This window comes from Acidimangrovimonas sediminis, from assembly GCF_002871005.1.
Classification (GTDB): domain Bacteria; phylum Pseudomonadota; class Alphaproteobacteria; order Rhodobacterales; family Rhodobacteraceae; genus Acidimangrovimonas; species Acidimangrovimonas sediminis.
The window spans coordinates 171,069-196,274 of sequence record NZ_PHSN01000007.1; the positions used below are offsets into that span (position 1 = coordinate 171,069).

The window sequence follows — 25,206 nt, forward strand, 5'->3', positions numbered from 1 at the left end:
CCATTCTAATCTCCGATCGCGTCGTGCAGCGCGTCGCTGGCGGCGCGGCAATGGGCGGCATAGGCGGACGAGGTGCGGAACTCCTCGTCGCGGGGGTAGGGGGCGTCGACCGCGACCTCGTGGATCACCCGGCCCGGACGGGCGGCCATCACCACGATGCGGTTCGACAGAAAGACGGATTCGAACACCGAATGGGTGACGAAGATGATGGTGCAGCCGATCTTGGCCCGCAGTGCCAGCAGGTCGTTGTTCAGCTTGTGCCGCGTGATTTCATCCAGCGCGGCAAAGGGTTCGTCCATCAGGATCAGCCGCGGGTTGGTGACCAGTGAGCGGGCGATGGAAACCCGCATCTTCATGCCGCCGGAAAGCTCTCTCGGGTAGCTGCCAGCGAACTTCTCCAGCCCGACGAGCGCCAGCGCCTCCAGCACCTTGTCCTTGACCGAGGCATAGCTTTTTCCCCGCAGGCGCCAGGGCAGCCAGACGTTCTGCGCCACCGTGGCCCATGGCATCAGCGTGGGTTCCTGGAACACCACGCCCAGGTCTCCCGCGCCCTGACCACCGGTCCAGTCGATCTTGCCCGAGGTGGGATGGCTGAGGCCCGCGATCAGCCGCAGTGCAGTGGACTTGCCGCAGCCCGAGGGACCGAGGAGGGAGACGAAATCCCCCGCCCGCACCTGAAGCGACATGCCGTTCAGCGCGACGAGATCGCCGTTGAACACCTTGGACACATCCGAAAGCGTCAGAAGGGGCGCGCCCTCGCTCGTGCCATCCTCGTTCGTGGCGCCCCCCTTCGTGACGGCGTCCGTCGCCGCCACGTCTGTTCCCTCAAGCGACATCTACTTGTCCGTAAGCTTCTTCTTCACCGGCAGCGAGGCACCGCTGTTGGAATATTTCGTGGTGAAGACCTTGGAGATATCGAGGCCCTTGTCGACCACGCCCGACTTGACCATCTTCTCGTAGAAGCTCTTGATCTGGTCGGCAGACATCGCGCCGATGCCTTCCTTCAGCGACAGCCCGCTGTCGACGATGCCGTGGTCTTTCATCGCCTTGATGGAATAGTCGATCTGATCCTGCGTCATCTCGGGGTTGGCCTTGAGGATCGCCGCGTTGCCCTTGCTCGGATCGCCGTAAAGGTAGTTCGCCCAGCCGATGGCCGAACCCTCGACGAAGCATTTGACCCAGGCCGGGTGTTTGTCGAGCGTCGACTGCATCGCCTCGACCAGCGTGGCCGGTGTGTTCCAGCCAAGATCCGCCATCAGATAGACATCGGGCTTGAAACCGCCCTGTTTCTCCACCGCGTAGGGTTCCGAGGTGACGTAGCCCTGCTGCGCGCTGTTCTTGTCGGCGATGAAGGGGGCCGCGTTGAAGGTATAGACCGCCCGCTGCGACGCCTTCAGCCCATAGGCCTGTTCCAGCCACTGGTAGAGCGACTGATAGGCGTTGTCGCCGACGAAGATCTTCGGCAGCGTCTTCATCTCCTTGAAATCCTTGAGACGGCCCGGGTGGGTCATCAGGATCTGCGGGTCCTTCTGGAAATCGGCGGCGACCACGACCAGCGGGATACCTTCCTTCAGCGCCTGGAACGGCTGCAGGAAGTTGCCGTCCATGTTGAAGGTCAGCCGACCGGCCATCATCATCGCGCGGTTGTTCACTTGCGGGCCGCCCGGAACGATCGTCACGTCCAGGCCGCACTTGGCATAGGTGCCGTCGGCCACCGCCTGGTAATACCCGCCATGCTCGGCCTCCGGCAGCCAGTTGGTGCCGAAGCTGACCTTGTCGAGGGCAAGCGCGGGGCCCGCGCCCAGCATGCCTGCGCCGAGGGCAAGGCTGACGGCGCCGGCCGCGAGGGTCGCGTGGATCTTGGTCATGGAAGAGCCTCCTTGTCGGTCTCTGCTGTTGGTCGCGCGCTCTCTCGGCGCTGTTTCCCGGCGCTCTCCGGAGGGTCGCGACCGGGGCGCTTTTCCTCCGCCTACGCCGGGGGTCGGGCGGGTAACAGAAGTCTGGGGCAAGGACTGCCTGCGAGTCCATCACTTGCCGTATCGTTGTGCATTCATTTCGTGCGGATGCCTGATTTGTCATCGTCCGAACCGGGGCGCCGGACCCCCCATTGTCCCCGGCTGCCGGCCCCGGCAGGCTCCGCCCGCGGCTTGGGCCGCCATTCCGATTCTGCCGCTCCGCCCGCCGGGCCGGAGCGCTTCGTCTGCCGTTCTGGAGGATAGCCATGCGCCCGCTTGCGCCCGAAACCATCGCCGCCCCCTTCGCCCGCTACTCTCACGGGGTCGAGGCCCCGGCGGGCACCCGTCTCGTGGTGACCTCGGGGCAGCTTGGTCTGCGGGCCGACGGCACCCTGGCCGAGGATGCGCGGGGCCAGGCCGACCAGTGCTTTGCCAACATCACGGCAATCCTGGCCGAGGCGGGCATGGCCCCGGGCGACGTGATCCGCATCAATGCCTTCGTCACCGACAGGGCGTATATGCAGGGCTACATGGCGGCGCGTGACGCCTGGCTTGCCGATGTTGCGGTGCCGCCGGCCTCGACCCTCGTGATCGTCTCGGGGTTCACCCGGCCGGAGTTCAAGGTGGAGGTCGAAGTGACCGCCGCCGCGGCGTGACGGCGGGAAAGTTACAGCGCTGGCGGATCGGCGCGGATTGGTTTTGTCAGCCTTGCCTTGATCCGAAGAGAGGGTAAGGTGCCTGCGAATCCGCGGGGGCCGGATCGATTGTCCGGTATTGCGGGCTGAAGAAAAGGAAAAGGAATTTGCCAGCCATGATCACGCCGATCCTCATGTGCGGGGGGGCCGGAACGCGGCTTTGGCCGCTGTCGCGCAAGAGCTACCCCAAGCAGTTCGTTGGGCTCGTCGGCGAGAACAGCCTCTTCCAGCAGGCCGCGACGCGCCTCTCGGGGCCGGGCTACGCGGCGCCGGTCGCGGTCACCGGGTCGGACTTCCGCTTCATCGTGACAGAGCAGCTGTCCGAGGTCGGCATCGACCCGGGCGCCGTGCTGATCGAACCCGAGGGGCGCAACACCGGACCCGCAGTCATGGCCGCCGCCCTGCACGCGCTGGAAGCCGATCCCGAGGCCGTGCTGCTGGTCGCGCCGTCGGATCACGTGATCGCCGATGCCGAGGCCTTCCGCGCCGCGGTGGAGAAGGGCCTGCCGGCGGTGGCCGAGGGGCGCATCGTGACATTCGGCATCACCCCGGACCGGCCCGAGACGGGCTATGGCTACCTTGAGCTGGCGGCGGCGGCCGACGGCTCCGGCGCGCCGGTCGAATTGAAGCGCTTCGTCGAGAAGCCCGACGCCGGGACCGCGGCCAAGATGCTCGCGGCGGGGAACTTCCTGTGGAACGCCGGGATCTTCCTGTTCGCCGCGAAGGACATCGTGGCCGCCTTCGACACCCATGCCCCGTCGATCGCCGGCCCGGTGCGCCGCGCGCTGGCCGAGGCGCAAGCCGATCTCGGCTTCCTGCGGCTCGCCCCCGGCCCCTGGGCCGAGGCCGAGGCGGAATCGATCGACTACGCGGTGATGGAACGGGCGGGCAACCTGTCGGTCGTGCCATATACCGGCGCGTGGTCCGACCTGGGCGGTTGGGACGCCGTGGCGCGCGAGATGGAACATACTGCCGATGGCACCGCGGTCTCCGGCCCGGTGACCGAGATCGACTGCCGCGACACGCTTCTGCGGTCCGAGGCGGATGGCCTGGAACTGGTGGGGATCGGCCTCGATGGGATCGTGGCCGTGGCCACGCCCGACGCCGTTCTCGTGGCCCACAAGTCGCGCGCGCAGGATGTGAAGCTTGCCGTTTCGGCGCTGAAGAAGAAGGGCGCGAGCCAGGCCGAGGCCTTCCCCAAGGATCACCGCCCCTGGGGCTGGTTCGAGACGCTGGCGCTGGCCGACCGCTTCCAGGTGAAGCGGATCGTGGTGCACCCGGGTGCGGCCCTCAGCCTCCAGAGCCACCACCACCGGGCCGAACACTGGATCGTCGTGCAGGGCACGGCCAAGGTCACGGTGGACGACACGGTGAAGTTGGTGACCGAGAACCAGTCGGTCTACATCCCGCTTGGCGCGATCCACCGGATGGAGAACCCAGGCAAGGTGCCGATGGTCCTGATCGAGGTGCAGACCGGCAGCTACCTCGGCGAGGACGACATCATCCGCTACGAGGACGTCTATTCCCGCGGCCAGGGCGCCAAGGGCTGAGATTTCGGCGGCCTGAGATGATCCTCAGAGGCTGAGATCGGTCGACCGTTTGCGATGCGGGCCCGGGGGGAAACCTCCGGGCCTTTCGCATTTGCGGGGCCGGTAGCCGGTGCGTTTCGTCTGACGTCCGCGTCGGGACAGATCCCGGGGCCCGACGCGGGGGCCCGACGCGGGGGCCCGACGCTTCGGGAGGACCAAGCGCTGCCCGAGCGCGCCGGCAAAGGCCCTCCCGCCCGGACAGAGGCGTTCAGCCGGCGGCGCCGCCGCGCTGGGCGGCCAGTGCATCGAGCTGCTGGCGCCAGACCTCGAGGTTGTAGCCCTGCGCGGCCGCCGCGGCGACCAGCGCATCCGTCGGCTGCCGTCCCGCCTGGCACAGCCCCCAGACGATGGTCGAGCGGTTGCCCGAGGCGCAATAGGCCAGCACCGGCCCCGCGCTTTCGGCCATGGCGGCGTCCTGCGTCTTGACGTTGTCCATGGTCAGCTGTCCCGGCAGCACCGGGTTCTCGACGAAGCGCAGCCCCTCGGCCTCGGCCAGCGCGCGGATCGCGGCGGCGCGGTGCGTCGGCTCGATCTCGGCGTCGGGACGGTTGCAGATCAGCGTGGTGAAGCCGGCCTCGCGGATCAGGGCCACGTCGCCCGGGTCGATCTGGGGCGATACGGCGTAGGTCTCGGCGATCTGGCGAATGTCCATGGCGGGGCCTCCGGTCTGCTGGCTGAGGATCTGTTCGGGTCCGATACTAGGCGCAGCGCCCCGCCGGGTGCAATGTCGGCCGGTTTTTGCCACCTCGCGGCCCGCGCCCCGGGTCTTGACCTGCGTCAAGGCCCGAATCGTGTAGCCTGTTTACCGTCCGGGGCCATGAGGACGCAGGAGGATGGCATGGCCACGGCCCCGGAAAGCAAACCCAAGGACCCGTTCGCGGCACGCAGGTCGCAGCTTGAGACGCGGCTTGCCGCGCTGACCGAGCGGATCGAGGCGATCCGCGACGAACTCGGCCAGCACCAGTCGAAGGACTGGGAGGAAATGGCCACCGAACGCGAGGAGGACGAGGTTCTCGAGGGCATGGGCGCCAGCGCCCGGGCCGAGGCGATGCGGATCCGTGCCGCGCTGGAGCGCATGGACGAGGACGATTACGGCACCTGCATGCGCTGCGGCGCCGAGATCGACCCGAGGCGGCTCGACCTTCTGCCCGATACGCCGCTTTGCAGCGCCTGCGCCCGGGCCGCAAGCGGGCCGACGCATTGATGGCCGCCGCGGCGGGACCAGTGTCGCAGGGCCGTCATGGAATGGCCCCATCCTGCCGGGGCGAGGGGCGGAGGGATCCGCCGCCGGTCCGGCGCCGGAAATGTCACGCACCACAAGGGAGGATGCAATGAGCGCAAGATTTCAGACCACGGGCAAGGCGCCCGCAGCTGAGACCCCCGAGAGAGCGAACGCCGTGAAGGAGGGCGGGGCGGCCGATGCCCTGCGCGATCCGGCGCTGCGGTTCGTGGTCGGCGAGCTTGAGACGCTGTCACGGCTGATGCCGCCCGCCGGCCTGCAGCCGCCGGGAGACAGCGACGAGGCCGAGGACGCGTTCTTCGACAACATGCCGGTCTGACGGCGCAAGCACTGGGGCCGGGCTCGGGCCCGGGGCCAAGGCCAGACCCGAGACTGGATCCGAGACTGGCGCGAAGCGGGCAGGACGGGCACGCCACCGCCGGTGATTCGTGCTGGGGATTGCCAAGCCGGGTAGCCTTCTTGTTAATGGCGTCAAAGATTTGACGGCACGGACGGGGGCTCGATGTCACAGGCAGTAAGCTGGCAAACCCAGGACGGGGTCATGATCGTGACCATCGACAACCCCCCGGTGAACGCGCTGGGGGCCGAGGTGCGGCAGGGCCTGTGGGATGCGATCGGGGCGGCCGAAGATCCGGGCGTTAAGGCGGTGGTGATCCACGCGGCCGGGCGCACCTTTCCGGCAGGTGCCGATATCCGCGAATTCGGCAAGCCGCCGGCGGATCCGTGGCTTCCCGACCTCTGCAACCGGATCGAGGCTTGCGACAAGCTGGTGGTGGCCGCGCTGCACGGCACTGCGCTTGGCGGCGGGTTCGAGGTCGCGCTGGCCTGCCATACCCGGATCGCACTCGCCTCGGCGAAGGTGGGCTTCCCCGAGGTGAACCTGGGCATCCTGCCCGGCGCCGGCGGCACCCAGCGCGCGCCCAGGCTGTGCGGCGCGCAGGAGGCCCTGACCCTGATGATCGAGGGCAAGCCGATCGACGCGCCGACGGCGATGGCCATGGGGCTGATCGACGGCGTGGTCGAAGAGGATCTGCTGGAACAGGCGATCCTGCTGGCCGGGATGCTGGTCGAGGAGGGCAAGCCCCTGCGGCGCAGCGGGGAGTGCCGCGACGGCTTTCGCGACCCGATCGGCTACGAGGCGGCGATCCGGGCGGCTCGCGCCGTCAAGCGCGACCCCAACCTGCCGGCTCCGGGCCGGATCATCGACTGCGTCGAGGCCGCGCTCCTCCTGCCGTTCGAGAACGGCCTCGGCTATGAACGGGCCGCGTTCGAGGATCTGGTGGCCTCCGAGGCCTCGGCCGGCCTGCGCCACGCCTTCCTGTCCGAGCGCCGGGCCGGGCATATCCCAGAGGCCCACGCCACCCCGCGCGAGATCGCGCAGGCCGGGGTTGTCGGCGGCGGGCTGATGGGGGCGGGCATCGCCACCGCGCTTCTTGGCGCCGGGCTGCACGTGACCCTGGTCGAGGCCGACCGCGAGCGGCTGGCGGCGGGCCTTGGCCGGATCGACGACCTGCACGAGCGCGCGGTCAAACGCGGCCGGCTGAGCGCCGATGCGCGCGAGGCGGAATGGGACCGGCTGGGCGGCACCACCGATCTGGCGGGGCTCGGCGCGGCCGACCTGGTGATCGAGGCGGTGACCGAGGACGAGGCGCTGAAGGCCGGCGTGTTCCGCGACCTGGACCGGGTGATGAAGCCGGGCGCCGTGCTGGCCACGAACACCTCCTACCTCGACGTCGACGACCTGGCGCGGGTGACCGATCGCCCGGCCGATGTGGTCGGACTGCACTTCTTCTCGCCCGTGCAGGCGATGCGGCTGGTCGAGGTGGTGGCGGCCGCGAAGACCGCGCCCGAGGTCGTCGCGACCGGCTTCGCGCTGGCGAAGCGGCTGGGCAAGGTCGCGGTCAGGGCCGGGGTCTGCGATGGCTTCATTGGCAACCGCATGCTCACCGCCTACCGCATGGCCGCGGATATCCTGCTGGAAGAGGGTGCCGCGCCCGCCGAGGTCGACGCCGCGATGCGCGACTTCGGTTTCGCGATGGGCCCCTATCAGGTGGCAGACATGGCGGGGCTCGATATTTCCTGGGCGCGGCGCAAGCGGCTGGCCGACAGTCGCGACCCGGCGCAGCGCTACGTCGCCATCGCCGACCGGCTGTGCGAGGCCGGGCGCTTCGGCCAGAAGACCGGGGCGGGCTATTACCGCTATGCCGAGGGCAGCCGCACCCCCGAGGAGGATCCTGCCGTGGCGGATATCCTTCAGGCCGAGCGCAGCGCCAGGGGCATCGAGCCGCGCCGCTTCGGCAAGGTCGAGATCCGCCAACGCTGCCTCTTCGCCATGGTCAACGAGGGGGCGAAGATCCTGGCCGAGGGGATCGCGCTGCGCCCGTCGGACATCGACGTGGTGATGCTGGCGGGCTACGGCTTTCCGCGCTGGCGCGGCGGGCCGATGAAGGCGGCGGACCGGCTGGGCATCCTGCAGGTCCGCAACGCGCTGCGCGGCTGGGCGGCGGACGAACCGTTCTGGACCCCGGCGCCGATGCTCAACGACATGATCAAGAACGGCCGGCATTTCGACGACATGAACGCGGAGGAGGCGCAAAAGTCTTGAGAAGACTTTTGCAAATTCCTTCGAAGGAATTTGGCAGGAAAATCAAGGATTTTCCCGGGGGCGGTTCTGGCTGTGACGGCCGTGGCCGTGTCGGATCGCGGTGCCGGGTGGTCTAACGGGCGAGCAGGACGCCCACGACGACGATCATCAGCCCCAGCATGGACAGGCCGAGCGCGGCCATGTTCCAGACCACGATCTTTTGCAGCCGCGCCCGCATCGCGGCGTCGTCGAGGCCGGCGCGGCGGGCCTTCAGCGTGGCGACGATGCAGCCGATCACCCCGGCGAGGCCAAGCGCCGACATCACCGCGCCTGCGACGATCACCCATTCCATGCCGGATCTCCTCCATCGCCCGGACCGCCGGGCGCTTCCCCGCCTAGCGCGCCGCCGCCGGGCTGGCAAGGGATGCGGCGACGCATCGGCAGGCTTGAACGCCCCGCGCGCTGCCGGTAGGGAAGGGGGCCTTTGCCGCCACAGAGTCCCGGGAGACCGACATGAGCGATGCCGTCGCCGACGCCCAGTATAACGTCACCGCCGAGGAACTGCGCCAGTTCATCGAGCGCTACGAGCATCTGGAGGCAGAGAAAAAAGACATCGCCGAGCAGCAGAAGGAAGTCATGGCCGAGGCCAAGGGCCGCGGCTACGACACCAAGGTGATCCGCAAGGTCATCGCCCTGCGCAAGCGCGACGCCGACGACATCGCCGAGGAAGAGGCGGTGCTGGAAATGTATAAGGCCGCTTTAAATATGATCTGAGGCTTTGGGTTGGGCCTTGTTTTCTTGGCCCAACCTCCTGCGCTCAGGTTCTATGAGGCAACATCAAGAACTGTTCATCTTGTTAAGAAAGCGATGGTTTCTTAACAGGTTAGCGGCGACTCTTTGCGGAGGCTCAGATTCGCAGGAACGGACCAAATGAACAGCCACTTCGTCGTCTTGGGAGATGGGGTCTCGTCTCCACTCCCCAAGGGGCATCCGGCCATCTGGTGCGAAGACGTATTGCACGAGCCTGCGTGCCGATGGCTCAACGAAGAGGTCGTGCCGCAGTCGCGGTCGATGGGCACGTGGGATACTGCTGCCCGAAGTGTGGTCACCTGGCTCGATTACTGCTCCGCGGCTTCCGTGGATTGGAAATACGCGCTAAGACAAGATCTTATCGCCTATCGTGATGCATATCTCTCTGGAATTTCGCCACAAACCGGGCGGCACTATAAGCCGGGGACGGTGCGAACCAGGATGACATTCATTCTCTCTTTCTTGGAGCACGCGCAGCATTCTGGCTCATATGAGGGAGATATTCTCAATTCATATTCCTCAGTGAGCGCGATTCAGCATGTTCGGATAGACTCCGATATGCTCGCTCACTCGCGAAGAGGTGTGGCAGATCGACAATCCGCGTCGTCTCGAAAATTTCTTCCGAAGCAGTCGCAGGACGATACGGTGCGGGTGATCCGCAAGGATGAATTGCAGCATCTCATCCGATGGGCGGGGCCGCGGCCGTCTGAGCGCTCGGACGAGGATGCCGCTGGAAGCGACAGAGACTTTGTTCTGTTGGCTCTTGGATGGGCGGTGGGCCTAAGGGCCGATGAGATGCTCCGACTGAAGATCTATCCATTTGAGAGTATCGTGGTCGATCCGGCATATCTTGGCGAACACCATAAGATATCGGTCTTTGGCAAACGGGGGAAGACGCGGCGTGTCGACGTTCCTGCCTGGTTGGTAGAGGACATCCAAGCCTATATCGCAGGGGAGCGAAAGCGCGCCCTCGCTCGTCGTGGGCGGTGGGCACATGAAGGCCAGCTTCTTTTGAATGGTGAAAGGGCCAAAAGTTTCGCAGGAAAGCCCATCAGTAAGACAGGAATTGATCTCGTTATAAAGCGAGCCTGCAATTCTTGTGGTTTGGTGGAGAAGTCAGAGCGGAGAAATCCCGAAAAAGATGAAATCGCGTTCGTTTCTCGTCCTAAATACAGCCTCCATTGCTTGCGTCATACCTACGCAGTCATGACATATCATAGCATGGCTGCGGCAGGTTTTGATGATGTCGAAAGGTGGAAGTATATTCAACTTCAGCTTGGGCATGCTTCTGCCAAAACCACGATGGATTACTACCTTCGACACGTGTCCGTGTGGTCTTCGCGGCGAACGGCATCAGCATTTCGGGAGCTGTTTTCATGAGTCGTCGGAAGAAAGTAAATCCAGCCGCCTCAGTTGTTCGTCAAGCTCGGGTTCGCAATGCATCGGGCGAGATTGCGGCTGGCAACCCGATTGAAAGTCTGGTTGATCTCGCTAGCAGTCGTGTTGATGATAGCCCGCATCCGGTGACCGGCCAGCCCAGGTTGCGCGTTATATTTCAAAGAGGCGAGATCAAAAAGGAGTATGATTTTTCGCCGCTTTTGAGTGTACCTGAGTGGGCATCTATATTGATTGAAGGATTTCGGATTCGATCAGAAACAGTATCTCCAATTACCGCATATAGTGAATATGGTAATATTTGTCGGCTGGCCTCTTTCTTGGTAGATGCCGCGCGGCCGCCTGAGCAGATTGATGAGGTTTTCTGGTCATCTCTTATTTCTTGGCTAAATGCACCTCAGACAGATGGCGAGCCTCTTGCTCCGAGGACGCGTCAGCAATATTTTAATATTTTTCAATTAACTGTCGGTGCGCTTCTCGATGTTCCCAAGCGTCAGTCAGTTGCGGAGCATATTCTCTTTCGCTCTGGAGCTCCGGTAAGGCCTTGGCCAGCAAGCAGTCGAAAGTCTATTCCTTCGCCAGTTCTCAGGCCTGAGCAGCGGCTTCAAATCACTCAGGCCTGCCTCGCTGCGATTGAAGAAATCCGAGAGCGGTATCATGAAAACGAAGCGTTGATAGGTAGCGGAAAAGCACGGCTGAGGCTTGCACCTCTTGGATCCCATGAATCTCTTTACAGTGATATGAGCGTGTGTGCTGCAGCCGTGGATGGGTACACACATGATCATCTCATTTCGGTTGTTGAGTTGAGAGAGTTTGATTCTGCGCTGATGACAGCTATCGGAAAGGAGCATGGTGGACTCGGCGAAATTCGCAAGATGCTCTATGCAGCCAACGAAGATTTGGTGCCGTTTGTAATTCTTCTTGCAATTGTCACGGCATTTAACCCGTCAACCGTTCTTGGCTTGGTTTGGTCGAATATTCGAGAGGCGCATGATAAGAAAAAAATAAGCATTACAGGGAGAAAGCCGAGAGCCGGGGCGGCACAAACCAGCACCCATGAGGTGGATCTGGCATCGCTCAATCTTCCGGCCGAGTACGGGGTCGTCGGTGGGCTTTCAGACATTTTGGATCTTCTGAAGGCGATCACTGCGAGAGCGCGGCCGTTGGCCGACCCTCTCGACAGGGACCTCTTGTTCATTTCTGCGCAGCTCCATGCACATGTGAGGGTTAGTAGCTTCTATTCGCATGACGGACAGACAACAAAGATTACCCCAAAGGCATTCGATGACTTTCGCAAGCGATTTCATCTCCCGCCTTTCAACTTGAGAATGCTGCGCGCGACTGAAGCCGAAGTAGAGTATCAAAGAACCGGGGATATTCTGGCGGTAAAGGAACGGATGGGACACAAGAGCGCAAATGTTACTCGAACACACTACACGTCGGGTTGGGTGCGCAGTCACGGTCAGGATCGTATTGGTGCTACACAAGAATTGGTGATGCGTTGGGCAACGACGGGAGGAAAAAGCGATCCTCGCGGTCTTAAGGACCCGCGTGATGCGCCAGCGGCCACTCGAGGTTTTGGGTGCCTGGATCCCTTCGACAGTCCTCGCCATGGGCAAACGAGGGGGAAGCTCTGCTCCGCATATGGTGAGTGTCCCTCGTGTCCATTGATGCTCTCACGTCCCCGCGATCCGCAGTCTGCGGCATACTACCTCGCCCTTCGTCGTGCGATCGTCGAAGGGAAGAGAGGTGTTGCCTCGGGCGAAGCTTGGGTGGAACGTTGGGCACCCGTTCTCCAAGACCTCGAGAGCCTGATTAAGGAAATTCCGCGGGGAATCGTGGAGAACTCATCTCGTTTCCGCGTTTCGCTTCCTCCGGTTGCGTAAATTTCAGGATTTGGCCGTGCCCGCTAGCCAGCGCAAGACGAAGTTACGATCGACCTCCGAGATCATTGAGGAAAGCGCGGCCCGACCTCTTCATTTGATGCGCCGTGAAGACCTTGCGGTAGAGGGCGTTTCCTCCCAAAGCCGCTGGGGTGACACCACTTGGGTTTTGGATCATTCCTCTTCCGGCGCCGATGGCAGCCGCAGCAAGTTTCGTTGGGATATCGATCTCCCCGGTGGCCAGAAGCTGACTAACGTGGCATTCGCTGACACGCTCGATTGGCTGCGCAGGCTGATCTGGTCGCTCGTTGCTGCTCCTGCTGGCGGGAGAGGTGCCTTGTCACCTGCTAGCTTGAGTGCGCTGTCGCCGGGCGTTCGATACTTCGTCCGGTGGCTATGTGCCAACCATATCTCTTTGCCGAAAGAGCTGGATCTGTTGGCTGTCGCTGGCTACGTGCGAGAACTTGAAAGCCAGGCTGAGGACGACGCAGGGGACGGACGTAGGGCTGACCCGACGCAAGCCGAAATTTATAGCAAACTTCGGCCGATTTCGTTCTTGTGGCAGCAGCGGACAGTTCTCGAACGCGCGGGCATCGAGCCCATGCCAATGCCTCCGTTTGGTCGGCGAAGTGCAAACGACATTGCACAGAAGATCGCGAAAGTTGCGACTGGTGCATATCGACCTCTGCCGGACGAAGTGGCAATACCCCTCATGAACACGAGTTTGCGCATGCTTGGAGCGCCAGCAGAAGATGTCATTGAACTCGCGCACGGCTGTTTGGCTGTCTTGGACAGCGGCAGATCGGAAAGAGTGATACTTCGTGAGCAACGCTCATTCATTCATGCATTTGAGTTCCAGAAAGTAAACGGAAGGCCATGGCACTGGCCCCTTGATCCGACGAAATGGGACCGAGGATATGTAACTCAGGTTCAGGCGGGCCTCGAAAGCATTGTCGCCCGCGCACGTGATGGGAATAGGCAGTCGGGCGAAGGTTCAGGAATAAGTCCGATTCCGTCAGTCACGAAAATCCGCCCTTACGTCGATAGCAAGAAGCTGCTTCTGGAAGCTGGAGCGGCCGCCGACGAAGCTGGAGCGCTATTCTTCAATACAGACTGGCGATCAGTCGTGGAGGAGCAGGCTTCGAGAGAAGGTCTTTTTCTTCAGTCGAATAAGGTGTCGCATCGTGTTCGCCAGTTAGTGGTGGCAATACAGTCCGCCGCGCATCTCGTCATCCAGGCAACCACAGGTATGCGCTTGGGGGAGATCGCGGCGATGGAGGCTGGTGTCGATGAGGCCACCGGTCTTCCCGTCTCGGTAACGGTGCGAGATAGCACGTCGGGCCTTGGCGAGGTTTTCATTCTGCGGAGCAAATTGTCGAAGACGGAAGAGACGCCGCGATCGGTTGAGTGGACCCTAGGCTATCGACTGAAGGGCTCCGACGCACTGCCTCCCGCGGTGATTGCGATGTTGGTGGTTGAGAGATTAATGGCGCCGTGGCGCACCATGCTGGAGGAGAATTCGCTTTTTCTCCATTTCACCAATACAGTGGCGTTGCCAAAGAGTTCTGATGGCCTTTCATCAGCCATGTCATACCGTCTGAGAGATACCGTTCGTGATTTCATCGAAGAATGGGTGGACCTGACCGATTTGCCTGATAACGCCGCGCGCCCGACTCTCGATCGTGAACTGGTGCCATACCGAGAATCTCACGGTCGCAACTTTAAGACTCACCAACTGCGAAAATTATTCGCCAACTTTGCTTATCGGGTTGATGGGAGAATGCTTCCCATTCTCCAGATGCACTTTCACCACGTCTCGATCGCGATGACAGATGGTGGCTATATTATGTCCGATCCTGCGCTTCTGCGCGAGCGCGACGATGTTCGTCACCAGCATTCGGCGCTAATGGCTCTCGAAACCGCGAGGGGTGGCGCTCCTCTCGCGGGACGCTTCGGCGAGGAACTAGAAGGAATGATAAAAGGCGAATTGGGGCCACGGATTGAGCATGAAGATCATGGGGCGGCGTACGACGAGGCCTTCGCCTATGTAGAAGAGGCAGGTCTCGACCGTCTCTTCTACGAACCCTATGGCATCTGTGGTGCCAGAAGTGCATCAGAAATGGCCTGCCACCAGGTGGGGGGCACCGAAGACGCTGCGCGTTGGTCTCATCATCTGACGCCAAATTATGACACGCGTGTGCCCTCTCTTTGCGCTGGGTGTCCCAGTTTCGTTGTCGCAAAGTGGCACCGGCCATACTGGGAGGAGCGGTATGTCGATCATGCCGTGCCGCTGGCTCTCGCTGAGGTACGAGGCGACGACGTTGGTCAAGCCGATCCGTTTGCCGCGGTGACGAGCTTTCGAATGCGCCAAGCCCTGGCCCTGGCGCGGAAGCTGGGTGCCGATCCGTCTGAACTGGAAATGCGGGTGGAGGCGCGCGTGAAGGAACTGCTGGATGCCTAAGCAACGCGGGCGAGCGCCCGACACCATTGAGCAGGACTTCCTTGATGCGATCGAGCGCCTCAAGGCGGGTTTGCCTCAGCACCCAAAACACAAGGAATGGTTGAAGAAACGAGGAAGCGTTCCAATCAGTATTTCATCCGTAGCGCGGGAGGCAGGGCGCGCTCGCGGTCTGATCGCTGCTGAGGATTCCAAGTATCAGAAAGTGCGGAACCTTGTTCTACTGGAAGCGGGTGAAACGGGGATCGAGCCAGGAAATAGGCAAGATGTAATTGCGGATTTGCGTGCTCAGGTGGCTGAACTGCGCGCTGAGTTGCGATCTGTACGTGATCATGCGGCTTATCACTTCAAGATGCGGTCGGAGGCAGAGAAGCGGGTGCAGGATTATCGAGGTCGCTATGAGCGGCTGCAAAGGAAAGTGGAGAGATCTGCTCCTCGCGGGCCAGTCATCAGTTTGTTTCCTGAGGATGAAGGTTAGCATGGGAAGTGCAGCCCATCGCGTTCAACTGCTCCTTCGTTCTTGGGAAAACGCCAAGTATTCCCTGAATTTTACTCCGCACTGAAGGAATGGAGCGAGTATGTCCGAACTAATAGCGCTAGCGGTGCGTGGCGACGCGTTCGAGAGTGTCAGGTCTTTTGTGTAAAGTAGATCCGGTCCATGCTTCATCGAAAGGAAGCATGCATGACGATCTCCAAGGACCTTCTGGATGAACTGCTGAAGGGCGTGGAGCGCCCCGAGGACCTGTTCGGTGACACCGGGCTGATGAAAGAACTGAAGATCAAGCTCATGGAACGTATGCTGGGTGCGGAGCTGACAGCGCACCTCGGCTACGAGGAAGGCAAGGAGGCCCCGCCCGGTCAGACCAACCGCCGGAATGGTGCCTCGACCAAGGTGCTGAAGGGGCAGGACGGGGAGATGCCGGTGGCGGTGCCCCGCGACCGTGACAGCAGCTTCGAGCCCGAGCTGGTAAAGAAGGGCCAGACCCGGATCGACGGGATGGACGACAAGATCATCGGGCTTGACGTGAGACCCGTATCTTCCTCCAGTTTGAAGTAGAGTCCGCTCCAACCTGCTCCGCTCCCCAAGCTCGGACCGCCGGACCTTGGAGTTTCCGGCGCTGCTCACGATGGCGCAGCCAGCCCGCCATCGTGATCAGAGCCGGGAAATTCCAGCTTCCGGTGATCCAACCTTGGGGAGCGGAGCACAAACCCGCAGACCCTCGTTATGAACGAGGGACCCAAGGGGGGCAGGTCACGACGAAGGAAGAGTTCTGTAACATGCTCGCACCCCACTGCACATTGCATTTCGCGCACTTATGCCCTCTATTAGTTTGTGCAAAGTGAACCATGCGTTGCCAGGGTTGAGTTCTCATAGAGGCCGATGATGACCGAACGGGTAAAACTTGAATTCAGGCCTAGAGCGCGCCTCCTTCAGCTTCTGGGCGATCAGCTCATCAAGAGTCCGCGACTCGCTGTATTTGAGCTCGTAAAGAATTCTTATGATGCAGATGCACGCAATGTGGAGGTACGCATAGAAGGTCTGGGGACCAAATCGCCTAAGGTAATCGTCCGTGATGATGGCTTTGGCATGTCGCTCAAAACAGTTAGAGATATCTGGTTTGTACCAGCACATGACCACAAGGAAAAACAAAAGGAAGCCGGCATCAGGACGCCTTTAGGGCGCGCCCCTGTAGGCGAAAAAGGGGTAGGCCGCTTTGCCGCACACAAGCTAGGAAACAGAATAAAGCTCGTGACTAGAAAAGCTGGTGAAGAGGAGGTCTCCCTGAACATAAACTGGGACGAACTTATGAAAAGTGAGTTCCTCAGTGAAGCAAAGGCGGAGATTGATGTCCGGGAACCACAAGAATTTACCGGTACGAAAACTGGAACACTTATTGAAATAGACGGACTCAGAGACAAGACTTGGAGCAGAGGCGACCTTCGGAGGCTTAGACGCGACATCATCTCTATCTGCTCTCCCTTCGATGCACCGGGTGAGTTTGATGTAAAATTCTCGGTTCCTGGCCGCGACAAGGAGTTCTCCGACATTCCAGACACCGGAGAGATTCTAAAAAGGGCGCCATGGCACTTCAAATTTGAATTTGACGGCGAGGCATTTTCCTGGAGTTATGAATTTAATCCACCAGCAGCGATATCAAAGAGAATTGCTGGGCGTTCAAAAGAATCGGAACCTGAGGCGCCTCTTATCATAGCTGGCGCAGATAAGAACGTCGCCGACAGACAAATTCTGGAAGGGATAGGCCCAGTTTCTGGTGAATTCTACGCGTATGACAGAGGAAAGGAACTCTGGGACAATCAACCAGAAAAGCAACTGGTTTCGAATTTCTTGAATGAAAATGGGGGGGTTCGCGTTTATCGCGATGGCGTCAGAGTTTACAACTATGGCGAAGAGGACGACGACTGGCTGGGACTTGACTACAGGCGCTTCATGAAACCCGCCATGCGCATCAGCCGCAACATTGTGATCGGCGCGATATCAATTGATCTACTGGCCAGCACCGCACTGCGCGACAAGACAAACCGCGAAGGTTTTGTTGAAAATGAAGCCTTTGAAAGGCTAAAGCAGGTGGTGCTTGGAGCGTTTCATATCTTTGAAACTGAGCGCTCCATAGACAAGGAAGCCATAAGAAAGACAGAGCGAAAACCAGTTCAGATTGAGGGAGACAAAATTCGCGATCCAATTTCTGAAATCCGAACAATCGCCACAAGGGAAAAGATATTTGAGAAGATTGAGCCTAGTCTCAATCGACTTGAGAAAAACTATAATGAGCTTCGTGAAACCATGCTACAGGCAGGCCTATCTGGCCTCGGCTTAGCAACTGTATTTCATGAGATTCAGCACGGTGTGACAGCACTTCTGCGACGCGCAAAATCCGGAGCATCCGTAGACGACATCGTGATTCAGGCCACTGAGCTTGAGCAGTTGCTGTATGGAATATCTGGCCTTCTGAGAAGAGAGGAGAAATCTGAACTAGATATTGCGGATCTCGTAAGGAAGGTGAGACAAGCTTCACTTATTCGCTTTAGAAGCCACCGAGTTCAATTGGTGAGCCCACTACTTCAAGGCGAACAGGACGGCTTCAAAATAAGAGTAAACAGTCGTCTGTTCGTGGGGGCTGTCACGAATCTTCTCGATAATGCATTTTACTGGTTGCGTGCAAGGTGGCCATCGAAGCCGACCGACCAAGAGGAAAGCCCAAGGAAGATTTTCATTGGTGTAAGCGATGATTTTGAAGCCGGCCCAGCACTAATAATTGCTGACACGGGCCCGGGTTTTCAGGATGATCCGGACACTCTGGCAGAACCATTTTTCACGAGACGTCCTGATGGTATGGGGCTTGGCTTATATTATGCTAGACTCGTGATGGAATTGTCGGGTGGAGAGATGATCTTTCCGGAGAGAGAAGACGTCGACGTACCCGAAGAGTTTGACGGAGCAGTAATTGCAATGGTATTTCCTGAAAAATGATACTTCAGCCAGCTCGAATTGTGTTGATTGATGACAACCGGGATCACTTGAGGGCGATTTCTGATGCGCTTGGGTCTCTTGGCTCCGCCTCCCTGTCCTTTTTGTATAACAGCGACCACCCGAGTCCCAGCGTCCTTGCCGGAGCAAGACTCATATTTTGCGATCTTCATTTGAATGCGGACACAATTACATCCGATGGAAAGGCCGAATGTGGCAATATAGCTAGTATGCTTGCCACAGGACTAACCGAAGATCATGGACCATATCTTCTTGTCATATGGTCACAATTCCCAGATAAAGTCGCAAGCCTTTCTGACTATCTGGCTGAGCTAGCCCCAGGGCAGAAACCCTTCCAATACATTTGCCTCGATAAAAACAAATTTATCGATGTTTCTGCGGGTTCAGCTCTTAGGGGCACAGATCTTCCGGGAGAAATTCAGGGAATAGTTTCAAATCAACCTGGGCTGACCGCAATGCTTAGTTGGGAGCAAGTTGTTTCGCTTTCAGCCGCACAGACTACAAACAGCCTTTGGACGCTCAGCTTAGCGGCAAGCCGCCGGCAGCCCGACAAAGCCCTGTGCCAAACCCTCGGAAAGCTTGCTGTTGGGGCAGCTGGATTAGCCTTCAGTACAAATTTTCCAGGACATAGTGTGGTAGAAGCACTAGTCCCACTATTGGCGGATCAAATAGAAACCCGTGATATTGATGAAAGCATCTGGAAAGCAGCCGTCGATGTGCAGAATCGAAGCTCAGGCGCAGCTTCAGAAGCACTCTATACTGCTTTGCACATTGAGGCTCCAACCTCCTACGCCGCCAAGAAACGTGGCACAGTCAGTCCACTAGATGAGTTAATAGCGGACACCCATTTCAAGAGTGTTTTTGGGTTTGAAAAATCCGACCTCCTTATGGATTCTGGCTACAACGAGAAAGATGACGAGAATTCTACGAAAAGTAGTGTTGCCTGGAAGGCATTCGGTGAAGCCGTAGAGCACTCAAAGTGGTTCCTCGTCCAGATAAATGCTGCGTGTGATGAAGCTCAGGACCATCCGGGACTTCTGCCATTTTGCCTAGCATTCACTGTACCAGCCAGCACGACAAGAAGAGGCAAGCCCAAAGGCAGTGTGGAAGTAACCAAGACCATTCTTTTGGACGGCACGAAAGCATACATGTACCTACTCGGCCGATTCGTTATTGGCCTACCTAATAGCGAGGCTGAGAAACTCAAGCCGAGCTTCAGAATCCGAGCTGCGCTTCTCGACAAACTTGTATTTGGTTTAAGAACAAACTCTGCTCGATTGGGAATTACAGAGCCTTAGTCGAACCAAATGTTTTGGCGTACGCTGCAGCATAGGTCACGTTCGCTCCACACTTGTTTCTCGGCCAACCTCCACTCTCTCATAGCGGAGGCAGTTAGACCTTAGAGCAGCCCGAAAAACAATAGGCGGATGCCCGTCCAGCATGAACGAAACAGCAAGGGCGCAGATCTTCTTCTGGGCGCCTAATAAGTGGAAGCGAACGACTGCACGAGCCAAGATTTAACTGCAGCAGAAGTTCCGTAGCCGGTGTCTTTGAGCAAGCGGACAATATCTACAGCAGCAATTACCAGGATGGGATGCTCATCTTCTTTTATCTCTCTGTATGCCTGCTCATCTACGCAGCTGGTCGTAACCAAGATTCCGAACTGCCGATGGCGAAGACGGGAAATTAACCTCGACATCTCCCGGACCCCGACAGCATTTGAGGTAGCGTAACATTTCGCCTCCAGCGCGAAATCGACAAGGATCGCGCTTGCGCCTGCGCCAATCCGCATTTGCCCAATCCCATCGCGGCCTCCATCCCGCGACCGCCTAGTGAGATCGAGACTGGCGATAGTCGGCAACATCATCCTCGCCAGTTCGGCTGCGCACTGTTCAAAGCCGTGTGGATCTTCGGCGAAAAATTCGCGAATGGCGTCAATCATTTCCTTCCCGACGCGGTCGTCAGGAAGCTGTTCTCCCCGTCGGCGGTACTGGATCGTTCGTGGAGCCAGCAGAGGTGTCACACGGCCGGTTTGAACCCAAGTGTTCCAAACCGACGGGGCCAAGGAGGCGTCAGCCTTGCCAGCTACGACGCTATTGATCCAGGCGCGTGGCACACTCTCAGTTCGCAGAATGGTGAAGTGTGCCCTGTAGTTCTGAAAGCGGCTCTCATCCCTCATGCGCCAGATCGCGACGAGATCCTCTCCTGGACGTTGTCCCGTGACGCCCGGCACAGCCAAGCCAAGGAAGATCACGTCGCGTCCCTCACCGGCAGATGTGAACACCAGAACTGGGGGAACTTTTCGACGACCTTCCTCGCCGCTATTTGCATCCTCGAATATGCGCTGAAGCAACGCATTGCCGAAACGCGGAGTGGCGTGAAGTTCTCGGCCTGGAACCTTGTTGTCGCCATAGTAGGTGTAGACGCCGCTTTCCCGGTCGAGAGTGTCGGGCCAGTCGGGGTCACGCGTGTTCGAAGTAAGAACAACCAGTTCCAGACGATCGATCCTACCTCTGTACCGGAAACCTCCCCCGGTGCTGACACCAACGAGTCGAGGCAGCGGGTCGTCCCCCGCATTGCCGGCACGGCCTCCCTGATAAACTGCGTCGATCAGAAGGTCTGCTGATGCAATGTCGTCCGAGCCAAAGATGCGCATCAGCAGCCCCCTGTTTAGACTGCGATCGGCGCTTGGCTGCCGGCGCGCAGCGCTCTCGCTGGGGCAGTCTGCTTTGTCCCGGCCTCGCAGGTCAATGACTCCACCACGGCTTTCATGACCGGTGGACAGACGCCGTTTCCAAGAAGCTTCACACGATCGCGACGCGATCCGCGTTCCAGCATTGCAACTTCAGGATAACCCATCGCACGGCGAAGTTCCGAAACCTGCAACATCCGAAATGTTGCCACGCCGTTCACCCAGCGAACCAAGCCAAACCGGTCCAACGTCGTGAGGGTCCTTATGGGCCGATCGAGCGGCTGCCATCCACCCGCGCGGTCGGAGCCATAATAGACGACCAGGAAATCCGTGCGCTCCCCCAGTTCCATCATGCCGCGATTTATTCGCGCAATTGTGTTGTCGGAAAGATGACCGTCCGACAGCGGGCGTGCTTTCCACGAAGATGGATTGTCGAGAATGGTCGTAGCTTCGGGAAACTGCTTCCTGCCAAGGACCTTGTCCGGCTTGCGAAGACGGTCACCGAGAATGAAGAGGCGCTTTCGCGTTTGGGGAACACCAAAATTCGTCGCGTCCAGCATCTGAATCCGCAGATGATAGTGCTCACCAAGCTCGCTAAGCAATTCCTTGTAACCAGCCCAGCGTTTCATCCCCGAGACGTTCTCAAGCACAATCCACCGCGGTTTGTATGCCCGAACAAAAGGCATGACATACCAACCGGATCTGCGGCTGGCCTCGTCTCTAGGCTTGGCGCCACGGGCGATGGAGTGATGCGTACATTCCGGCGAGGCGATAAGTAAGTCCACCGAGTCGACCTCAGTGAAAATGTCGGCACCGCTATTGTCATCAAGACGGGTTGTGATCACCTCCGCCTGCGGAAAATTGTCCTTATAAGTTTCGGTCGCGATGTCCCACGCATCGACAGCTCCCACCATTTCCACACCCGCTGCGCGTGCGCCTAGGCTACTTCCCCCACCCCCGCAAAACAGGTCTAATCCTCTTATTTTATTCACGAATTCTTAAGACCTTTCGACTTCTGCGCTTCCTCGACTGCGATGTTGCCAGGCTCAGCACCAAACGGCAAGCCTCTCCCAACACGCAAAAGGATACTGCGTCGACAGCGATAGGGGCTTTCGTTGATCCGATGCTCCCAAATGCGAAGCACCTGCCACCCGGCCTGACGCAGAAGGCGCCGGTTACGATCATCCCGACGCATTGTCTCAGCGATCTTCGCCTCCCACTTTTCCGACAGCTTCATTCGCCACTCGTCGAAGCGCCATCCATGCCAGAAGTCACCGTCGACGAAGATACACAGCGAGTGCTGCCACAGCACAAAATCCGGCCTCCCCGGGAGCGATCGCACGTGGGTTTCGAAATCCAGGTCCAGGGCTTCAAGCATAGCTTGGACAGCCCTCTCCGGCCCGGTATTGCTGCCGCGTATACGGCGCATGACCGCGCTGCGTGTCTCCGGGCTCATAAAATCACCGCGGTGCAGCCGTGTTGATGAGCCCGCTTCTATCGAGGGACAAGCAGAAGGCTCGGACGGAAGTGGCGCCTCATCCAGTTTAGCGCCGACACGTTGTGCTCTCATGAGAGCACATTAGCCTGTTTAGTGGAGGATGTATTTGCTCAATCAGTATCATCGATCAGATTGGAGGTTCTCACGGTTGGTGGAGACCGCCGGCGGAACCGGAAGTGGCCGGATGAGGTGAAGGCTCGTATCATGGCGGAGACGTTGCGGCCCGGGGCGAGCGTTGCAGCGGTGGCGCGAACACATGGTATTCAGGCGAACCATGTGTCGTCGTGGCGGACGTTGGCGCGTCAGGGCAAGCTGGTGCTGCCCGCGCTGGACGATGAGATCGAGTTTGCCGCGATGGTCGTCGCGCCACCGGCCCCCGAGAAGGCGGCCCCCGCATCCGGAACTGCCGAGATCATCATGGGAGCGGTGACGATCCGGCTCGAGGCTGGGGCCTCGGCGGAACGGATTGCCGCGATCGTGCGTGCGCTGGCAGCGCCGGCATGATCCTCCCATCGAACCGGGTGCGGATCCTGGTCGCCACCAGACCGGTGGACTTCCGCAAGGGGCATGACGGGCTGGCGGCGCTGGTGAAGAATGAACTGCGCAAGGAGCCGTTTGCCGGGACGGTCTTCGTGTTCCGGGCGAAGCGGGCGGATCGGTTGAAGCTGCTCTACTGGGACGGCACCGGCTTGGTGATGGCTTACAACGATCTGGGTTCATACTACACCTCTTTCCTCCTCAGGTGATGGTTTTGGCGGAACCGCCTCCTGCAGGCGTTCATCCGCCCGATCAGTGAGGCGGTCCCACCGGCTGGAATGCTTTTGCGGCAAGTTTGAATCGGGGAGTTCGTAGAGACCATAGTGCCCGTTGTAGGCATGGCGGGTTATGAGGCCGTGTCTGGCCCAGCTGTTGATGGTGGTCTCGTGGATATTGAGACGGGCAGCCGCTTCCTGCTTGGTCAGCATGCCGCGGGCACGCAGGCGGTCATAGCGTGAGCGCAACTTGTATTGCTGAACGATGTAGGCCACCCGCTTGGAAGTGAATTGGGCGTCATGATGGCCGCGGCGGGAGGCCTCGCCTGGGCGAAGTTCCTGCTGGTTTAGAAGTTCGGCGATCTCGGAATAGATGTGGTCGTCGAGGAGCCTGTCGACCAGTTCGATGACCCCGGGCCGGGTCTTGATCTGCAGGGCGGGCGCTCTTGGGCTCAGGGTGGTGAGCGTCTGGACCTTCGCCCTACATCCTCAGTTGTCGTCGCGGCTAGTCGAGCTCACTCCCTTGCTCGACATCTTTCCAATGCTTGTTGATCGGCAGTTTCCGCGCACGCCGGGCGATGTCGCTGATCTGCACGGGTCGGAAGTCCCATTGATCGACACCGACGTTGATGGAATTGCGTGAACCTTTCCATCGATCGTGGACATGACCGAAGAGCTGTAGCGCTCCGCGCCTCGCGCCATTCCAGGTGATGATGGGGTAGTGGGATAGGACCAGCGCCTGGTCGCCATCGCGGATCTCGGTGAGGTCGGCGACGCAGGCCCAGGGAAGTGAGATGACTGCCTCATCATCGTGGTTGCCGGTGATCAGATGCTTGCGGCCCAGCAGCTGGTGAAACCAGCTGCTGAGCTGCGCAGCATCCTTGCCGAATGCGAAATCCCCCAGGATCCAGAGCTCGTCATCATCGCCGACGCAGGTCCGGAAATTTCGGATCATCGCCGCATTCATCTCCGCGGTCGACCCGAAGGGGCGCCCGCAGAAGTCGATGATACGGGTGTGCCCGAAATGAAGATCGGCCGAATACCAGTTGGCCAAATCGCGCTCCTTTTGCTGCGTGCCGTTTGAGGGAGAAGTGCTCCGGTGCGGGGAATGCGAAGGCGGGGGCAGCCAGCCGCAAAACCTATGAACTGCGGCCAACGCCGGGGAGGCTTGATGCCCGGGCAGAACCGGGTCAGTGCACCATCGGCTTCGCCTCGAGAAAGGCGGCGCGTTCCAATTGCCGGATGACCGTCCTCAGGCTGATCTTCTCCTCGACGTAGATCAGACGACGGATGCTCTCCTCGATGGCCCCGATCGAGAGTTCTGAAAGGTCTCGGCGCCGGCCCTCCTGCCACGCAAACTGGATCAGGTGTTCCGGCCCGGGTGATCCAAGCCGCACGATCCGGCATCGGCTCAGAAGCGGCTCGGGCAGGGGGGCCGTGCTGTTCGAGATCAGGATCCAGCTGATCCAGGACATATCGAAGGTGACGCGATAGGCGGGGCAACTCCAGCGCCGCGCAGTTGCAGGCTCCAGGAGCGGCAACAGGGCATCGGCAATATTGTGGGAATGTCCCTTGTCCGAGGTTACGCGCCCGGCTTTCTCGATCTCGTCAACGATGATGACGGGATTGCCGACGAGTGTTCGCCGGATCGTCTCGACAGTGCGCCCGGGTTGCGATGACGCCCAGCCGCGCTGACTGCCGGCAACCGCGAAACCGGCGGTCTCGCCAGAGGCGTCGATGGCGATCGAGGGCACGCCGATCAGGTCCCCGAGCCGGCGGGCCCAGATGCTCTTTCCGATCCCGGGAGGGCCTGCGAGCAGGAGGGGAGGGATTCGAGCGCCGGGATCATCCGCCTGGGCCGAGCGGCGCAGCGCATGCCAGACCTCTTCGGTGGCGGCCCCCAGCCATGGCATAGCGGCATGCAGCTCGGCAGCGATTTCGTCGGCCCGATGCTCGGAGCCGACCGGGACGAGAGACACGCCGTTCCTCAGGACAGAGAGTTGCTCGCGCTCTTCGCTCCTGAGATGCTGCAGACCCGTTGCTGCGTCCCGTCGCAGGGCGAGCTTCTTGCTTCTGGCACGGATGCGGGCCGCCTCCGCGTCGGAGGGATAGCACCGCTGGGCGTGAGCGCGGTAGCTCACGGCGGC

23 protein-coding genes and 1 pseudogene are annotated in these 25,206 nt (G+C 60.2%); 15 read left to right on the plus strand and 9 right to left on the minus strand.

Annotated features, from left to right (window positions below):
• Positions 1-5: 5 nt before the first annotated feature.
• Positions 6-836, minus strand: a complete 831-nt coding sequence (locus tag CVV76_RS08945; protein WP_102224291.1) for an ABC transporter ATP-binding protein — start codon at positions 834-836, stop codon at positions 6-8.
• A complete protein-coding gene (locus tag CVV76_RS08950; RefSeq protein WP_102224292.1) occupies positions 837-1,868 on the minus strand; it encodes an ABC transporter substrate-binding protein in 1,032 nt (343 codons plus the stop codon).
• Between the two features lie 353 nt (positions 1,869-2,221).
• Here CVV76_RS08950 and CVV76_RS08955 point away from each other — a divergent pair, with 353 nt between their 5' ends.
• Together CVV76_RS08955 and CVV76_RS08960 are read left to right on the plus strand one after the other, a co-directional pair.
• Positions 2,222-2,611, plus strand: a complete 390-nt coding sequence (locus tag CVV76_RS08955; RefSeq protein WP_102224293.1) for a RidA family protein — start codon at positions 2,222-2,224, stop codon at positions 2,609-2,611.
• A 155-nt stretch (positions 2,612-2,766) separates the two neighbouring features.
• Positions 2,767-4,200 carry a mannose-1-phosphate guanylyltransferase/mannose-6-phosphate isomerase gene (locus CVV76_RS08960; protein ID WP_102224294.1) on the plus strand — a complete coding sequence of 478 codons (1,434 nt, stop codon included), beginning with the start codon at positions 2,767-2,769 and terminating at the stop codon, positions 4,198-4,200.
• Positions 4,201-4,447: 247 nt separating this feature from the next.
• On the opposite strand, the gene CVV76_RS08965 is transcribed toward CVV76_RS08960, so the two are convergent.
• A complete protein-coding gene (locus tag CVV76_RS08965) occupies positions 4,448-4,891 on the minus strand; it encodes a TIGR01244 family sulfur transferase (RefSeq protein ID WP_102224295.1) in 444 nt (147 codons plus the stop codon).
• A gap of 186 nt (positions 4,892-5,077) precedes the next feature.
• On the opposite strand from CVV76_RS08965, the gene CVV76_RS08970 reads away from it, so the two are divergent.
• From CVV76_RS08970 to CVV76_RS08980, 3 genes are all read left to right on the plus strand, one after another.
• Positions 5,078-5,443, plus strand: a complete 366-nt coding sequence (locus CVV76_RS08970; RefSeq protein WP_102224296.1) for a TraR/DksA family transcriptional regulator — start codon at positions 5,078-5,080, stop codon at positions 5,441-5,443.
• A gap of 127 nt (positions 5,444-5,570) precedes the next feature.
• Positions 5,571-5,798 carry a hypothetical protein gene (locus CVV76_RS08975; RefSeq protein ID WP_102224297.1) on the plus strand — a complete coding sequence of 76 codons (228 nt, stop codon included), beginning with the start codon at positions 5,571-5,573 and terminating at the stop codon, positions 5,796-5,798.
• A gap of 183 nt (positions 5,799-5,981) precedes the next feature.
• Positions 5,982-8,084 (plus strand): 3-hydroxyacyl-CoA dehydrogenase NAD-binding domain-containing protein, encoded by a 2,103-nt coding sequence (locus CVV76_RS08980; protein ID WP_102224298.1) that lies wholly within the window; start codon positions 5,982-5,984, stop codon positions 8,082-8,084.
• Positions 8,085-8,196: 112 nt separating this feature from the next.
• On the opposite strand, the gene CVV76_RS08985 is transcribed toward CVV76_RS08980, so the two are convergent.
• On the minus strand, positions 8,197-8,415 hold the full coding sequence (locus tag CVV76_RS08985) for a hypothetical protein (RefSeq protein ID WP_102224299.1): 219 nt from the start codon (positions 8,413-8,415) through the stop codon (positions 8,197-8,199).
• Positions 8,416-8,576: 161 nt separating this feature from the next.
• On the opposite strand from CVV76_RS08985, the gene CVV76_RS08990 reads away from it, so the two are divergent.
• From CVV76_RS08990 to CVV76_RS24660, 8 genes and pseudogenes are all read left to right on the plus strand, one after another.
• Entirely contained in the window at positions 8,577-8,837 is a 261-nt protein-coding gene (locus tag CVV76_RS08990; RefSeq protein WP_102224300.1) for a DUF2312 domain-containing protein, read from the plus strand.
• Positions 8,838-8,993: 156 nt separating this feature from the next.
• Positions 8,994-10,253 (plus strand): tyrosine-type recombinase/integrase, encoded by a 1,260-nt coding sequence (locus tag CVV76_RS08995; protein ID WP_102224301.1) that lies wholly within the window; start codon positions 8,994-8,996, stop codon positions 10,251-10,253.
• On the plus strand, positions 10,250-12,154 hold the full coding sequence (locus tag CVV76_RS24645) for a site-specific integrase (RefSeq protein ID WP_146010274.1): 1,905 nt from the start codon (positions 10,250-10,252) through the stop codon (positions 12,152-12,154). Before CVV76_RS08995 ends, CVV76_RS24645 begins: the two co-directional genes overlap by 4 nt.
• Positions 12,155-12,170: 16 nt before the next feature.
• Positions 12,171-14,612, plus strand: coding sequence for a hypothetical protein (locus CVV76_RS24650; RefSeq protein ID WP_146010275.1), 2,442 nt, complete (start codon positions 12,171-12,173; stop codon positions 14,610-14,612).
• The gene (locus CVV76_RS24655) at positions 14,605-15,087 is read left to right on the plus strand and encodes a hypothetical protein (protein ID WP_146010276.1); all 483 of its coding nucleotides are present in this window, start codon (positions 14,605-14,607) and stop codon (positions 15,085-15,087) included. The genes CVV76_RS24650 and CVV76_RS24655 overlap by 8 nt, the downstream gene beginning before the upstream one ends.
• Before the next feature lie 204 nt (positions 15,088-15,291).
• Positions 15,292-15,663 (plus strand): annotated as a pseudogene (locus CVV76_RS09005) (transposase); the annotation flags it as partial.
• A gap of 330 nt (positions 15,664-15,993) precedes the next feature.
• Positions 15,994-18,099 (plus strand): ATP-binding protein, encoded by a 2,106-nt coding sequence (locus tag CVV76_RS09010; RefSeq protein ID WP_199178545.1) that lies wholly within the window; start codon positions 15,994-15,996, stop codon positions 18,097-18,099.
• Between the two features lie 23 nt (positions 18,100-18,122).
• A complete protein-coding gene (locus CVV76_RS24660; RefSeq protein ID WP_146010277.1) occupies positions 18,123-19,415 on the plus strand; it encodes a hypothetical protein in 1,293 nt (430 codons plus the stop codon).
• Positions 19,416-19,597: 182 nt separating this feature from the next.
• Here the strand turns inward: CVV76_RS24660 and CVV76_RS09015 are convergent, their stop codons facing one another.
• Genes CVV76_RS09015 through CVV76_RS09025 form a run of 3 tightly spaced genes read right to left on the minus strand, consistent with a single transcriptional unit; the run spans position 19,598 to position 22,379 of the window.
• Positions 19,598-20,773, minus strand: coding sequence for a restriction endonuclease (locus CVV76_RS09015; protein ID WP_102224304.1), 1,176 nt, complete (start codon positions 20,771-20,773; stop codon positions 19,598-19,600).
• 14 nt (positions 20,774-20,787) lie between these two features.
• Positions 20,788-21,801, minus strand: coding sequence for a DNA cytosine methyltransferase (locus CVV76_RS09020; RefSeq protein ID WP_102224305.1), 1,014 nt, complete (start codon positions 21,799-21,801; stop codon positions 20,788-20,790).
• On the minus strand, positions 21,798-22,379 hold the full coding sequence (locus tag CVV76_RS09025) for a very short patch repair endonuclease (RefSeq protein ID WP_102224306.1): 582 nt from the start codon (positions 22,377-22,379) through the stop codon (positions 21,798-21,800). The genes CVV76_RS09020 and CVV76_RS09025 overlap by 4 nt, the downstream gene beginning before the upstream one ends.
• A 21-nt stretch (positions 22,380-22,400) precedes the next feature.
• Between CVV76_RS09025 and tnpA the strand changes: the two genes are divergently transcribed.
• Together tnpA and tnpB are read left to right on the plus strand one after the other, a co-directional pair.
• Entirely contained in the window at positions 22,401-22,811 is a 411-nt protein-coding gene (gene tnpA, locus CVV76_RS09030; protein WP_269844487.1) for an IS66-like element accessory protein TnpA, read from the plus strand.
• On the plus strand, positions 22,808-23,053 hold the full coding sequence (tnpB, locus tag CVV76_RS09035) for an IS66 family insertion sequence element accessory protein TnpB (RefSeq protein ID WP_102224308.1): 246 nt from the start codon (positions 22,808-22,810) through the stop codon (positions 23,051-23,053). Before tnpA ends, tnpB begins: the two co-directional genes overlap by 4 nt.
• Before the next feature lie 511 nt (positions 23,054-23,564).
• On the opposite strand, the gene CVV76_RS09040 is transcribed toward tnpB, so the two are convergent.
• Positions 23,565-24,113: a metallophosphoesterase gene (locus tag CVV76_RS09040; protein ID WP_102224309.1), complete on the minus strand. Its 549-nt coding sequence runs from the start codon at positions 24,111-24,113 to the stop codon at positions 23,565-23,567.
• Positions 24,114-24,249: 136 nt separating this feature from the next.
• Positions 24,250-25,206: AAA family ATPase (locus CVV76_RS09045; protein WP_146010278.1), on the minus strand; the 957-nt coding region annotated here is incomplete at its 5' end.

Bases quoted from the DNA above. Each gene is read 5' to 3' on its own strand.
- CVV76_RS08970 (WP_102224296.1), top strand. From the start codon at position 5,078: ATGGCCACGGCCCCGGAAAGCAAACCCAAGGACCCGTTCGCGGCACGC.
- CVV76_RS08945 (WP_102224291.1), bottom strand. From the start codon at position 836: ATGTCGCTTGAGGGAACAGACGTGGCGGCGACGGACGCCGTCACGAAG.
- CVV76_RS24645 (WP_146010274.1), top strand. From the start codon at position 10,250: ATGAGTCGTCGGAAGAAAGTAAATCCAGCCGCCTCAGTTGTTCGTCAA.
- CVV76_RS09025 (WP_102224306.1), bottom strand. From the start codon at position 22,379: ATGAGAGCACAACGTGTCGGCGCTAAACTGGATGAGGCGCCACTTCCG.
- CVV76_RS08990 (WP_102224300.1), top strand. From the start codon at position 8,577: ATGAGCGATGCCGTCGCCGACGCCCAGTATAACGTCACCGCCGAGGAA.
- CVV76_RS08955 (WP_102224293.1), top strand. From the start codon at position 2,222: ATGCGCCCGCTTGCGCCCGAAACCATCGCCGCCCCCTTCGCCCGCTAC.
- CVV76_RS08960 (WP_102224294.1), top strand. From the start codon at position 2,767: ATGATCACGCCGATCCTCATGTGCGGGGGGGCCGGAACGCGGCTTTGG.
- CVV76_RS09015 (WP_102224304.1), bottom strand. From the start codon at position 20,773: ATGCGCATCTTTGGCTCGGACGACATTGCATCAGCAGACCTTCTGATC.
- CVV76_RS08965 (WP_102224295.1), bottom strand. From the start codon at position 4,891: ATGGACATTCGCCAGATCGCCGAGACCTACGCCGTATCGCCCCAGATC.
- CVV76_RS08975 (WP_102224297.1), top strand. From the start codon at position 5,571: ATGAGCGCAAGATTTCAGACCACGGGCAAGGCGCCCGCAGCTGAGACC.
- CVV76_RS08980 (WP_102224298.1), top strand. From the start codon at position 5,982: ATGTCACAGGCAGTAAGCTGGCAAACCCAGGACGGGGTCATGATCGTG.
- CVV76_RS24655 (WP_146010276.1), top strand. From the start codon at position 14,605: ATGCCTAAGCAACGCGGGCGAGCGCCCGACACCATTGAGCAGGACTTC.
- CVV76_RS08985 (WP_102224299.1), bottom strand. From the start codon at position 8,415: ATGGAATGGGTGATCGTCGCAGGCGCGGTGATGTCGGCGCTTGGCCTC.
- CVV76_RS09010 (WP_199178545.1), top strand. From the start codon at position 15,994: ATGACCGAACGGGTAAAACTTGAATTCAGGCCTAGAGCGCGCCTCCTT.
- CVV76_RS08995 (WP_102224301.1), top strand. From the start codon at position 8,994: ATGAACAGCCACTTCGTCGTCTTGGGAGATGGGGTCTCGTCTCCACTC.
- tnpB (WP_102224308.1), top strand. From the start codon at position 22,808: ATGATCCTCCCATCGAACCGGGTGCGGATCCTGGTCGCCACCAGACCG.
- CVV76_RS08950 (WP_102224292.1), bottom strand. From the start codon at position 1,868: ATGACCAAGATCCACGCGACCCTCGCGGCCGGCGCCGTCAGCCTTGCC.